Source organism: Amphritea balenae (assembly GCF_003858655.1).
Lineage (GTDB): Bacteria > Pseudomonadota > Gammaproteobacteria > Pseudomonadales > Balneatricaceae > Amphritea > Amphritea balenae.
This window is the reverse complement of the sequence record NZ_RQXV01000003.1, coordinates 54,366-68,047: the sequence shown is the minus strand read 5'-3', so window position 1 is coordinate 68,047 and position 13,682 is coordinate 54,366. Positions and strand designations below refer to the sequence as shown.

Annotated in this window: 10 protein-coding genes; 8 read left to right on the top strand and 2 right to left on the bottom strand. The window is 46.7% G+C overall.

Annotated features, from left to right (window positions below; translation table 11 throughout):
• The first annotated feature begins 243 nt into the window (after window positions 1-243).
• From EHS89_RS06905 to EHS89_RS06870, 8 genes are all read left to right on the top strand, one after another.
• Window positions 244-3,270 (top strand): EAL domain-containing protein, encoded by a 3,027-nt coding sequence (locus EHS89_RS06905; protein WP_170167437.1) that lies wholly within the window; start codon window positions 244-246, stop codon window positions 3,268-3,270.
• Window positions 3,271-3,526: 256 nt separating this feature from the next.
• Window positions 3,527-3,922, top strand: coding sequence for a copper-binding protein (locus tag EHS89_RS06900; protein WP_124925409.1), 396 nt, complete (start codon window positions 3,527-3,529; stop codon window positions 3,920-3,922).
• 82 nt (window positions 3,923-4,004) lie between these two features.
• Complete coding sequence (gene nosR / locus EHS89_RS06895) at window positions 4,005-6,182, top strand: transcriptional regulator NosR (RefSeq protein ID WP_244937373.1); 2,178 nt, start codon at window positions 4,005-4,007, stop codon at window positions 6,180-6,182.
• Window positions 6,183-6,236: 54 nt separating this feature from the next.
• Window positions 6,237-8,147, top strand: a complete 1,911-nt coding sequence (gene nosZ, locus EHS89_RS06890) for a TAT-dependent nitrous-oxide reductase (protein ID WP_124925408.1) — start codon at window positions 6,237-6,239, stop codon at window positions 8,145-8,147.
• 158 nt (window positions 8,148-8,305) lie between these two features.
• Complete coding sequence (locus EHS89_RS06885; protein WP_229753705.1) at window positions 8,306-9,685, top strand: nitrous oxide reductase family maturation protein NosD; 1,380 nt, start codon at window positions 8,306-8,308, stop codon at window positions 9,683-9,685.
• A gap of 1 nt (window position 9,686) precedes the next feature.
• A complete protein-coding gene (locus EHS89_RS06880) occupies window positions 9,687-10,625 on the top strand; it encodes an ABC transporter ATP-binding protein (RefSeq protein ID WP_124925407.1) in 939 nt (312 codons plus the stop codon).
• The gene (locus tag EHS89_RS06875) at window positions 10,622-11,449 is read left to right on the top strand and encodes an ABC transporter permease (RefSeq protein ID WP_124925406.1); all 828 of its coding nucleotides are present in this window, start codon (window positions 10,622-10,624) and stop codon (window positions 11,447-11,449) included. The genes EHS89_RS06880 and EHS89_RS06875 overlap by 4 nt, the downstream gene beginning before the upstream one ends.
• Window positions 11,449-11,982, top strand: coding sequence for a nitrous oxide reductase accessory protein NosL (locus EHS89_RS06870; RefSeq protein ID WP_124925405.1), 534 nt, complete (start codon window positions 11,449-11,451; stop codon window positions 11,980-11,982). The genes EHS89_RS06875 and EHS89_RS06870 overlap by 1 nt, the downstream gene beginning before the upstream one ends.
• Before the next feature lie 83 nt (window positions 11,983-12,065).
• Here EHS89_RS06870 and EHS89_RS06865 read toward each other — a convergent pair whose 3' ends face one another.
• The gene (locus tag EHS89_RS06865; RefSeq protein WP_170167436.1) at window positions 12,066-12,983 is read right to left on the bottom strand and encodes a PA2778 family cysteine peptidase; all 918 of its coding nucleotides are present in this window, start codon (window positions 12,981-12,983) and stop codon (window positions 12,066-12,068) included.
• 64 nt (window positions 12,984-13,047) lie between these two features.
• Window positions 13,048-13,455 carry a PA2779 family protein gene (locus EHS89_RS06860; protein WP_124925403.1) on the bottom strand — a complete coding sequence of 136 codons (408 nt, stop codon included), beginning with the start codon at window positions 13,453-13,455 and terminating at the stop codon, window positions 13,048-13,050.
• Between the last annotated feature and the right edge of the window lie 227 nt (window positions 13,456-13,682).

The window sequence follows — 13,682 nt, the reverse complement described above, 5'->3', positions numbered from 1 at the left end:
CATAGCGGTGTTAGGGCATTGAACACAGCCTTAGATTCATCAGTTTGGGAGGTATGGGGGGATTGGTGTAGTTAAGTCTGAATATCAAATGTTATGGGTCAAAAAAGAGTGTAACAAAAAGTACAGCTACCGTTTATGAGTCTACTATATAGTTTATAGAGTCGAAGTTCTTCAGTTGAGTCGTATGGGATTGTTCGACGTTGGTCAGGGGCGGCTTTACGCTAAGGATCAGGGATGTGCGGTGTGCTGAAATACACGATTGCCAGACAGCAGTTAGTTAAAGCTGTCATATTTTTGTCTGTCACTTTTATCTTTTTGTTTCTGATTATTCCTTCAGTAGTCAGTGCTGATCATAAACCAGAAGACAGATCTCTTTTAATTGACTTTACCGTCGAAGAGCAGCGTTGGCTGGATCAACACCCGGTGTTGAAAATGGGCATTGATAAGGGCTTTGAACCCTATGAATGGATCGATGAGCAGGGTATCTATACCGGTATTACTGCTGATTATATCGCCCTGTTAGAACAACGTTTGCAGGTAAAGATTGAACCGGTAACCAATAAAAAGTCATGGGGAGATGTGCTTAAAGGGGCTCGCTCAGGTGAGTTTGATCTGATGTCTTGTCTGGTTGAGACGCAAGAGCGGAAAAACTATCTGTTGTTTACTGAGCCTTATCTGTCCAGTGTCGCCGTTATTATCAGTGAGCAGTCCAAAGGTTATATCGGCACTTTAGATAAGCTTAGGGGTAAAACGGTCGCGATACATAAAGGGCATTATACAAACGAGCTGTTAAAGAGAGATTTTCCTGAGATTACAATCGCTAATACGACGTCGTTAGCGGCAGCACTGAAAATGGTCGCTGAAGGTGAAGCCGTTGCTTTTGTTGGTGACGCGACTGCGGCAAGCCATATGATGAAAAAACTGGGTATTCTTAACCTGAGTTTTTCCGGACATACCCCTTATAAGAGTGAGTTTCGCATCGGTGTATATAATCAACATCCGGAGCTTGCTTCTATCATTAAGAAAGCTTTGCTGAGTATTACTAAAGAGGAAAGGAATGCTATTTATGAGCACTGGCGTGGGCTTGATGTTCCGCTAGGAATACAACCTGCTGAACTCATTAAATACCTTCTTATTATTGCCATTATCGTTGCTGTTATTCTTTATTGGGCGTTGCGTTTAAGGCGCTCTGAAAAGGCACATCGCTTGAGTGAATTACGCTTTCGTAACCTGGTTGATGCAACCGATGGAATTGTCTGGGAATCAGATGTTGATTCAAAGTGTTTCACCTATGTCAGCGACAATGCAGAACGGCTGTTAGGGTATTCAACTCAGGAATGGCTGGCTGAGGATTTCTGGATACAGCATATTCACCCCGATGACAGGGAATGGGTCATTTTACATTGCCAGGAACAGATCTTAAATCAGGATGATTTTGTTTTTGAGTATCGTTTTATAAATAAGCATGGAGCGACTGTCTGGTTACGGGATATGGTGAGTGTTGTTTTAAGCGAAGGTAAGCCGGCCTGTCTCCGCGGGATGTTTCTTGAAATTACCGAGCATAAAATGGCTGAGCTTCTGATACGTGAGAGTGAGTACCGTTTCCGGGAGCTGATTGAAAGCCTGCCGGCTATCGCGGTTCAGGGCTATGACGAAGAACGGCGTATTATTTATTGGAATGATGCCAGTGCGCAACTTTACGGTTATAGCGGTCAAGAGGCTATTGGCCAGAAACTGGAGACATTGTTTATCCCTCCGGAAATGTCAGAGCAGGTTATTAAGGAACACTATAACTGGCTGCACCATGATCAGCCGATTCCGGCAGCTGAAATGGAATTAATGCATAAGTCGGGTCATCGAGTTCCGGTGTTTTCGAGTCATGTAATGTTACTGTCGGCTTCCGGCTCCAAAGAGATGTATTGCATTGATATTAGCCTGGCTGAACAAAAGAAAGCTCACCGGGAACTCAATCAGATGGCTCATTTTGATCCGCTGACTCAGTTGCCAAATCGCAGGACTTTTTATGATCGATTAAGCCTTCAGATGAAGAAGTCTCAGCGAGATGGCGACAAAATAGCAGTGATGTTGTTGGACCTTGATCACTTTAAAGAGGTCAACGATACACTGGGACATGATCATGGTGACCTGTTATTAAAGCTTGCCTCAGAGCGTCTGAAGAGATGTGTGCGGGAAACCGATACCGTCGCTCGGCTCGGTGGTGATGAGTTTACAATTATCCTCGGAGATTTAACCGATTTTACGGTGATAGAGCGGGTTGCCCAGAAAATACTGAAATTGATGGGAGAGCCTTTTAATCTTAACCAGGATAAAGCCTATATATCTGCCAGCATCGGTATCACCATCTATCCCGATGATGCTGATACTATCGAAACCTTATTGAAAAATGCCGATCAGGCGATGTATGCCGCTAAGTCGCAGGGGCGAAACAACTATCATTACTTTACACCTGTAATGGAGATGGCGGCGCAAAAGAGACGTCTGTTGGTCAACGATCTTCGCATTGCGTTAGCTGAACAGCAGTTCTGTTTGTACTACCAGCCGATCATAGATTTTTCCGATGGTAGCTTACATAAAGTGGAAGCCCTGATTCGCTGGAATCATCCAGGTCATGGCTTGGTGTCACCTAAGGATTTTATTCTTGCCGCTGAAGATACCGGAATGATTGTCGATATTGGCAATTGGGTATTTAGTGAAGCGATTCAGCAGGTTGCTAAATGGAAAGCGAATGGGCAATCCATTCAGGTAAGCATAAATACTTCTCCGGTTCAGTTTCGTTCAGATGATTGCGATCAGGACAATTGGTTTGCTCAATTAGCAGCAATGCGGCTGGATGGCTCCTCTGTTGCTGTAGAGATAACTGAAGGCCTGTTAATGGAAGCCAGTACTCAGGTTCGGGATAAGCTGCTTGGCTTCAGAGATGCGGGTGTGGAGGTGTCTTTGGATGACTTTGGTACAGGCTATTCATCGTTGTCCTATTTGAAGCAGTTTGATATAGATTATCTGAAAATTGATCAGAGCTTTGTGCGTAACCTTGATCCTTCATCCAGTGATCTGGCGTTGTGCGAAGCCATTATTGTCATGGCCCATAAACTCGGCATCAAAGTGATTGCCGAAGGCGTTGAAACAGAACAGCAGAAACAGCTTTTGATTGAAGCGGGCTGTGATTTTGGCCAGGGTTATCTGTTTTCAAAGCCCGTTCCGGCAGCACGATTTGAGCAGTTGTTTAATCCTACTCTAGTGAATGAGTAACCTTCTGAAATATAAGGTCTTTTAATAAAGATTTAAAATCATATTGATCTGCATCATTATTCACCATTCTGGGTGGCTTACTAAGGGTACCTCTAAAGTGGTACTTATTATCTTAACTAATTGATTATTATGAGTTAAATGAGTATTTGGTGAATTATCGATAAGGTTGATTATTATCAAGTCAGCATCTACCTTCCCTTGTTATTATTCCGCTGTGACAAATTGTCGCATCGGAATCAGTTTTTGGGAGTCCAGCGTGAAGTCTTTTGATAAAAATTCAGTTTTAACAGCAGTAACTACAGCAGCTCTTCTGGTAGGTGCCATAGCCAGTGCCACATTAATCAGCACGACCGTAGCTGCGGGCGATATGAAGTCAGAACACAAACATCACAATATGCAGGCTAATGCTGACATGAAGCCAATGGCTGAAGTCGTTATGGTTGATGGTGTTGTTAAGCGTGTTATTGCGGATTCAAATCAGTTGATTGTGCACCATCAGCCTATTGCTGCCTGGACTATGGCTGAGATGCAGATGAAGTTTAATCTGGCTGATGGTCTGTCAGTTGCAGATTTCAATGAGGGTCAAAAGATTCATTTTAAGCTTAAGCAAGAAAATATGATGAAATTTACAATTATCGAAGTGTTGAAGTAATCGAGTAAAGGCTGTCAAAGGGATAAAAATAAAAAGCAGCCGAACTACCCTAATACTCCATATACATAGTGTGGTAGAAAAGATGGAATTGTCCGACTATTCAATTCGAAAGCAGCTGCTTTTATTACTCTGCCTGATGGCAGTTCTCCTGATGCCCTCCCTAGCATCAGCTATGGTACCGGTTTCTGATGCTCAGAAACTGGAAACCATCAACACCGCTTTTCCTAAGGCAACTTCTGTTGGTGATAAACAGCCGGTTGTCGAAGGCAAAATGCTGGCCTGGACCGTCTTCAAAGGTGATGAGGTACTAGGTTACGCTTTTGAAACCAATGATGTAACGAAAATTCCAGCCTACTCTGGCAAACCGGTTAATACCCTGATCGCAATGGATATTGAAGGGGAAATCCGTGCTACCCGTGTTCTTGAACATCACGAACCCATTTTGTTGGTAGGTATTCCTGAACAGGAACTATTTGATTTTGCTGCAGCTTACGAAGGATTGAGCGTAACTGATAAGGTCCGTGTTGGTGCAAGTAACAACGAAGAAGTTATTAACGTTGATGTTGTTGCCGGTGCAACGGTTACCGTTATGGTGGTTAACGAAGCAATTATGCGCTCGGCGCGCAAAGTTGCCCAGGTATTGGAAATTGCAGGACTGTCTGAGCAAGCTCAGATACCACCGGCAACCATTAAGCCAGATGTTTTTGAAAAAGCTGATTGGACCAAGCTGACCGGTGACGGTTCGATTCGTCGTCTGATGCTGATCGAAGGTGATATCGATAAGGCCTTTGAAGGCACTGCTGTCGCGACGAAAGGTAATCCTACTGCAGAAGATCAGCAGCGCATGTTTATCGATATGTACTATGCACCACTGAATGTTCCGACTATTGGTCGTAACTTACTGGGTGATGATCAGTACAACTGGCTGATGGGCGAGCTGAAAGAGGGCGATCAGGCTCTGGCTGTTATGGGCGAAGGTCAGTACTCATTCAAGGGCAATGGCTACGTGCGTGGTGGTATCTTCGATCGTACTCAATTGCAGCAAGATGGTAAGGCGATCAGTTTCCATGATACTGACTACTACCGCCTCGATGATGTTTATATTGATGGCTTTCCGGGGTTTAGGGAGATGGCTATCTTTATCGTTCGAAATCAATATGAGTTCGATCTGGGTACCCCCTGGCAGCTGGAGCTGTTAGTTCGTCGTCAAAAAGGCGCGTTGGAAAGTATCTTCACCAGCTTTAATGGTGACTATCTGACACCTGAAAAGTATCTGGACCGGCCTGAACCCATTATTGAGCCTGAGCCTGAAGCGCTGTGGGTGTCTATCTGGAAGGAAAAAGCGTTCCAAATCGTAGTATTGACGGTAGCCCTGGCCATACTCTTTATCGTGATCTTTATTCAGGATGTACTGGTTCGTTACCCACGCTTGATGCACGGTATTCGTCGCGCTTATCTGGTATTTACAGTGTTCTTTATCGGCTGGTATACCTTAGGCCAGCTATCGGTGGTTAACGTCTTTACCTTTGTGCATGCGCTGCAAGGGGATTTTCAGTGGGATCTGTTCCTGCTTGATCCGATGCTGTTCATCCTTTGGGGCTTCACCGCGATGACTATGTTGCTTTGGGGGCGGGGTATCTTCTGTGGTTGGTTGTGTCCGTTTGGTGCGGCGCAAGAGCTGATCAACGAGCTGGCCCGTAAACTGAAAATCAGACAGTTTGAAATACCGTTTGCTGTGCATGAACGACTCTGGGCACTGAAATATGTGATCTTGCTGGGTCTGTTTGCGATCTCTCTTGAGTCTCTGGCTGAAGCCGAGAAATATGCTGAGATTGAGCCGTTTAAAACGACTTTCCTACTTAAATTCCAGCGTGACTGGGGCTATGTGTTCTACGCAGTATTCCTGTTGGTGATCAACATCTTCACCCGCAAAGTGTATTGCCGCTATATCTGCCCATTAGGTGCAGCACTAGCTATTCCTGCCCGCCTGCGTCTGTTTGACTGGCTCAAACGTCGTAAAGAGTGTGGTCAGCCATGCAAGGTTTGCGCGAATGAATGTGAGATTCAGGCGATCCATCCGGACGGTACTATTAATGCAAACGAGTGCCATCAGTGTCTGGATTGCCAGGTGACTTATTACCGGGATGACAAGTGTCCTCCGCTGGTACAGAAAAAACGTAAGAAAGCTAAGCAAGAAGCTGCTTTAAGCAAAATTCCGGCAGTAGAAATTGACGACCTGACGGTACAGTCGGGCGCCTAAATAGAACAGCGCCTAGTCATAAGGCCGGGCGTATTTTTTGTGGAGATCAAAACCATGATAGATCCTAAGGATAAAAACCTTCCTGAGATCGATACTGAAGATTCACAGGCAAGTGAGCATGTGAAACTAAGCCGTCGCTTGTTCCTGGGTGGCTCTGCTGCTCTGGTTGGTGGCGCCGCAGCTATGGGTGCAACGATGGGTGGCGCTCTGATGCCATCTGTAGCACATGCATCAACTGATGCTAAGCATATAGTAGGACCAGGCGAGCTGGATGAGTACTACGGTTTCTGGAGTGGTGGTCATCAGGGTGAGGTGCGTGTTTTAGGCCTGCCTTCAATGCGTGAGTTGATGCGTATTCCTGTTTTCAACGTTGATAGTGCAACGGGTTGGGGTCTGACTAACGAGTCTAAAGAAGTTCTGGGTGAAAATGCACCTTTGAACGGTGATTGCCACCACCCACACATGTCTATGACTGACGGTCACTACGACGGTAAGTACATCTTCATCAACGATAAGGCTAACACTCGTGTTGCCCGTATCCGCGGTGACATCATGAAGACTGACAAGATCACGACAGTACCAAACTGTCAGGCGATTCACGGTCTGCGTGTACAGAAAGTACCTTACACTAAGTACATCTTCGCTAACGCTGAATTCCGTATGCCGCATCCTAACAACGGCCTGAATATGGACGATGTGGAAGGTTACTACACTATGTTCAACGGTCTGGATGCTGAGTCCATGGACGTTGCATGGCAGGTAATTGTAGACGGTAACCTGGATAACACAGATGCCGACTACACCGGCAAGTATGCGTTCTCTACCTGCTACAACTCTGAAGGTGCTATTGACCTGCCGGGTTCTATGCGTAATGAACGTGACCACCTGGTTATCTTCAACATTGAGCGTATTGAAGCCGCAGTTAAAGCGGGCGAATTTATCACTCTGCCAGGCTCTGATGTACCTGTAGTTGATGGTCGCAAAGGTTCTGAACTGACCCGTTACGTACCTGTACCTAAGAACCCACACGGTATCAACACGGCTCCAGGCGGTAAGTATGCAGTTGCAAACGGTAAGCTTTCTCCAACCGTTACTGTATTCCAGCTGGATAAGTTTGATGCGCTGTTTGCTAATGAAATTCAGCCGCGTGACACTGTTGTTGCAGAAGTTGAACTAGGCCTTGGGCCGCTACACACCGCATTCGACGGTCGTGGTAACGCCTTTACTACTGTGTTCATCGACAGCCAGATAGTTAAGTGGGATGTTGAGAAAGCGATCCGTTTCTACAACGGTGAGAAAGTAGATTACATTCTTCAGAAGCTGGACGTACATTATCAGCCTGGTCACAACCACACTACCATGGGTGAAACCCGTGATGCTGATGGTCAGTACCTGGTATCTCTGCAGAAGTTCTCTAAAGACCGTTTCCTGAAGTGTGGCCCGCTACACGCTGAGAACGATCAGCTGATCGATATCTCTGGCGACGAAATGAAGCTGATCCACGATGGGCCTGCGTTCGCTGAACCGCATGACTGTATGATGGTTCACCGTTCTAAGGTTAAGACTCGCAAGCTGTACGACCGTAAAGACCCGACTTTCGCAACCACTGTTAAGATGGCTGAAAAAGACGGTGTTGTTCTTGAAAAAGACAGCAAGGTTATCCGCGACGGAAACAAGGTTCGTGTTTACATGACCTCTGTTGCGCCTAACTACGGCCTGAACGAGTTTACCGTTAAGCAGGGTGATGAAGTAACCGTTATCGTCACTAACCTGGATGAGATCGAAGACGTGAGTCACGGTTTCTGTATGGTTAACCACGGTGCACAGATGGAGATCAGCCCACAGCAGACTGCGTCTATCACCTTTACAGCAGACCAGGTTGGTGTACATTGGTACTACTGTAACTGGTTCTGTCATGCGCTTCATATGGAGATGCGTGGCCGGATGCTGGTTGAGCCTGCATAAAGTTACATCTGTGACTTTACTTAAAGTCGCATCTGTACCTTGATGTAAGGTAGCTCAGCTTATAAAGTGAGCTACCTTACTATTCTGACCTGAAGCTATTATCGTACTGATATTGTTGAGCTTCAGGCCAGACGTTTTCACCCAATAGGAATGACTTTATGGGTTTGTTGTATGCTCGGTTGATTGCTCGTAAGAACAGAGCACTGGGCGGTTTGTTAGGCTGTATGCTTAGTACGGTTTTCTTAAGTTCTGCCCAGGCAGACACTATCAATGTATCCCCCTCTGATGATCTGCAAACAGTTTTGGACAAAGCCCAGGACGGTGATCAGGTTGTGCTTGCGCAAGGGGTCTATTACGGTAATTTTATCCTTTCTAAAACGGTTGAACTGACCGGTTCAGAAGGTGCAGTGCTGGATGGCAACAAGAAAGGCCACGTACTGCAGGTCGATTCGACCGACTCTTATATTCACAATTTAAGAATTCAGAACTGGGGTGTGGATCTGACCACCCTGGATTCCGGTGTATTTGTTTCCCGTGGGGCGGCCAATACCCGTGTAGAAAATAACTATCTGCAAGGCGGGGGCTTTGGTATCTGGGTTGATGCGGCCGCTGGGACGCAGATAGTTGCAAACAAGATCGAGGGCGATCCGAGTATGCGCTCTTCCGATCGTGGTAATGGAATACACTTGTACAATGTCACCGGTACTTCAGCCAGAAATAATGAAGTCTGGCATACCCGTGACGGTATCTATATTGATACCAGCAACAAAAACGAGATGATTGGTAATTATCTGCACGACCTTCGTTATGGCGTTCACTATATGTATTCCTATCACAACTTAGTGAAGGACAACGTTACCGAAAGTACCCGCACCGGCTATGCGCTTATGCAGTCGAAGTACCTGACGGTGGTGGGTAACCGTTCAAAGAATGATGCGAACTACGGCATTCTGATGAACTACATTACTGACTCTACGGTCAGGGATAACCGCGTAGAGGGAGTGCAAAATAACCGTAACCCCCATATGCAACAAAAAACTAACCTGGCGGGTCTGGAAGGTAAAGCGCTGTTTATCTATAACTCCCTGTTCAATGATATTCGCGATAACCTGTTCGCCGAGAGTGATATGGGGATCCACCTGACGGCGGGTTCTGAAGATAATGTGCTCAGTGGTAATGCTTTTATCAGTAACAAGGAACAGGTTAAGTATGTGGCAACCCGGCCTCAGGACTGGTCCAAAGATGGTGTAGGTAACTTCTGGAGCGATTACCTGGGCTGGGATATGGATAGCGATGGTATTGGTGATGTTGAATACGAGCCAAACGATAGCGTCGATCGGTTATTGTGGAAATTTCCTTCTGCAAAGCTGTTGTTGAACAGTCCCGCAGTAGAAACCCTGCGCTGGGTTCAGCGTCAGTTTCCGGTATTGAAGTCCGAAGGGGTTGTTGATAGTTATCCATTAATGACCGTTCCGGAAGCTTTTTATGGTTCAGCTGTACAGCCGGAGCCGAACAGCGCACAGTTGGTAGAGAATTGATATGAGTAGTGCGATAAACATTGTTGAATTGCAGCAAGTTGAAAAAAAATATCAGGGCGTCAGCGCGCTGAATAAGCTAAATCTTGAGATCCGTGAAGGCGAAGTATTGGGCCTGTTTGGTCATAATGGTGCGGGGAAGACCACCACCATTAAACTTATTTTGGGTCTTATAGGCGCGACCTCTGGCCAGGTTAAAGTGTTTGGTGAGGATCCAACCCAGTCGGAGGCGAGAAACCTGCGTCGTAAGCTGGGCTTCCTGCAAGAGAATGTCAGTTTTTATGATCAGTTAACCGGCTTAGAAGTGTTGCAATATTTTGCACGTCTAAAAGGTGTTTCTAAAAAGAACTGTTTGAGCCTTTTGGATCAGGTTGGACTCAGTCAGGCGGGTAAGCGCCGGGTAAAAACCTACTCAAAAGGGATGCGCCAACGTTTGGGCCTGGCTCAGGCATTGCTGGGTGAACCTAAACTTCTGCTGTTAGATGAACCAACCGTTGGTTTAGATCCGATCGCGACTCAGGATTTTTATCGCCGTATCGAACAACTGAAAGAGCAGGGTTGTACGGTTATTCTCTGTTCACATGTGTTGCCGGGGGTAGAAAAATATATCGATCGGGCACTCATTCTGGGGCAGGGTAATTTGTTGGCAGAGGGCAGTATTAATGACCTGCGCCATCAGGCGGATCTGCCAGCGACTTTCCACCTTCAGGGTAGTGGTTTGGCATTACCGGATTCTCTGGCTGCCAAAGCGACCCACGATGAGCTGGGAACCCGTCTGGACGTTCCATTGACAGAAAAAATGAGCGCAATGCAACAATTGGTAGGCCTGCAGGGATTAGAGAATCTGGATATCCACTTACCATCACTGGAAGATCTGTATACCCACTTTATTGAGTCCCATACCGGTAACGGTGTGAGTGCTATTCAGGAGGCCGCCCAATGAGCGCGATATTGACGGTTGCTAACAAAGAGTTTCATGACGGCCTGCGCAATCGCTGGGTGCTTTCTATCTGTATTATCTTCGCCGTACTGGCCATTGGTCTGGCGTATTTCGGCGCTGCGGCTGCCGGTAAAGTAGGCTTCACGTCGCTGTCTACCACCATTGTTAGTCTGGCCAGTTTGGCGGTATTTATCATTCCATTGATAGCTCTGATGCTGGCTTATGATGGTGTTGTCGGTGAGGATGAAAACGGTACTTTACTGTTGTTGATGACCTATCCGTTATCTCGCTGGCAGCTGCTGCTAGGAAAAATGGTAGGCCAGGGTGCTGTCATGGCCTTCTCAACCCTGATCGGCTTTGGTTCTTCTGCGCTGATGATGGGGATCTTCTCAGGTACAACTACCTGGGGGGAGTTGATCGGGCCTTATGCCGTGTTTATCTTCTCTGCCATGTTGCTGGGTTGGGTCTTTATCGCGATCGCTTATGTGATCAGTGCATCGGTTTCCGAGAAGTCTAAAGCGGCGGGTATTGCGCTGATCACCTGGTTTATCTTTGTGCTGGTTTTTGATCTGGGTCTGTTGGGAATGCTGGTGACTACGCAAGGTAATGTAGATGAAACACTGTTCCCATACCTGCTGTTACTGAATCCGACTGATATCTTCCGCCTGGTAAATATCACCTATTTTGCCGATCAGAATCTAACCGGACTGATGGCGATAGCCCAACAAACTCAGTTCTCTACCGCATCGCTGTTTGGCGGACTACTGATCTGGCTGGCGCTACCAGTGAGTCTGGCAATGGCGATCTTTAATAAGCGGGGTCTGTAATGAAAAACTGGCTGAAACTGATCCTTATCGTACTGCCTTTAGGGTTCCTTGCGGGCTGCGGTGAAGAGGAAAAAGTCGATGTTGTGCGTCAGGCGATTGCCATCGAAAGCGGTGAAGAGTGTCACTTGTGTGGCATGATCATAACTAATTACCCGGGACCTAAAGGCCAGCTTTATTCCCGTGGTCTGAATGGCAATATGCGTTTCTGTTCAACCCGTGACATGTTTGCGTTTATTGTTGATCCTGAGAATCAGCATAATATTCAGGAAGCTTATGTCCACGATATGGCGGTGACGCCCTGGGATCATCCGGACGAAGAAACCTACATTGATGCAAAACAGGCATTCTATGTGATTGGCCATGGTAAGAAAGGAGCGATGGGGCCAACTTTAGCCAGTTTCTCTAAGCGTGCCGATGCTGATGCTTTTGCCCAGTCTGAAGGTGGTGATGTCTATAGTTTTGATCAGATTACGTTAGACGTGCTGGTCAGCATGAATAGTCTGCGTACCAATAAATCATTGCCTGCAGAGTAATCAGCTCAGCAATATAAAAAGCCAGCTTACTTGCTGGCTTTTTTGTGCAGGTAAGGGGCTGGTCGTCTGTCTTTTGTCCGCTTTTAGTCTGTTCCGATACACTCAGGTATCGGGCAGCGGTGATCGGTACTGTTGTCAGTCAAAGTCTCACTGAGTTCTTGCAGGCTTTCTTTATAAACGGGATTGCCCGGCGCTATAGACAGAGCACACCTTATCGCTTTTAACGCCGCTTCCGGGCAGCCCACTCCATTTAATGCGTAGGCCAGATTATTCCAGCCGGGCGCTGGAGTTGCCGAATGCTTAATATAGCGACTGAAATGGGTTGTAGCGAGGCGATACTGCTGTCTGGCATAACTGATATTGCCTAGTCCCATTTGAGGTGTAGCACTGTCTGGCCAGCGTTCCGCTGCACTTTGATATGCGATTCTGGCTGGCTCTTGTAAGCCCAGCTGTTCCAGAGGACTGGCTGCCTGCATATATCGGAAAATCTCAGCGCTGGCCGGTAGTTTATCCGGCGGTAGAATGACCAGCGCCCAGTTATCCGCTCGCTGCCAGGTTTTAACAAACAGAGTCAGATCGGTGCTGTATCTTCTGTCCGGACCTGAACGAAGTAACAGAACTTGCTGTTTAAGATCGTAGCCAAAAGCAATTGCAAAATGCCATTGTGGCATCCAGCTATAGCCCAGATTTTGCATTACCAGTACCGGATGGCCGACATCAAGCTCTTTTAGCAGTTCAGATAGTTCCGGTTTGATTTGATAGGGAATCAGACCATACTGCCGGGTTCTTGCAACCAGCTCAACTTGCAGGGTTCCACCTTTACCGGGGATGTAGAGTTGTGGCTTAAGCTGTTCCGGGGTGACGGAAATACCATTAAAGGCCAGCATTGTGGCCAGCGAGGCCGGTCCACACTGATCTTCTTCCTGAGGAAAATATGCAAGCCCTTGTAGTTCAGCTGTGCCTTGCAGCTGAGTTTCAGAACTCAGCTGGTTAAGCATCATCGGATTACTGCTGCAGCCTGTTATCAGCAACAGGCTGATGAACAACAGAAGTGCAGAGCAGAACCTAGCGGTTAATGCAGTTAACAAAACTGAATAGATCCGTGGCGCAGAGTGCATCCGTAATGATGAATACTACAAACAGGAAGGCTGCCAACCCGATAAAGCCTTCACCGGCGGGTTGTTGTTCGAGCTGGTTATTAAGATCACTGATCTCCGCGGGTGTCAGGCTGGCGATACGCTCTTCCAGTATCTGCGGATCTACTCCCATCTCAAGCAGTTGTTGTTGTAGCTCTGCCGATTCCAGTTTTTGTAGCAGGTCTTGTTTGGTAAATTGCTGTTGTTCAGTTTGAATAACAGTATCGGTTGGAATGATCGCAGCATTGACAGACATAGTCTGCAATCCTAATAGCAATACCAGACCGATCAGAAACTTTGCAATCCAGGTATGTTGTAGCGATGTAGCTTTCATCATATCGTTTACCTCTAATGTCGGCATTCGTTGACTGAAGGTTAAGCGCTGAATTGTCGTGCCCGACCTAGTTTTAGCTGCTGCATTTAACTACCCTGTATCGCTCATATGGTAAAACTGTCTCAATTCTGAGTACGGCGGTTTACCGCGAATATTTCCCTGTTTGCTATAGGTCTGGCTAACTCCTCTACTCGCCTAATGGGTTAATGGAGTGATACCCCAAATGATTG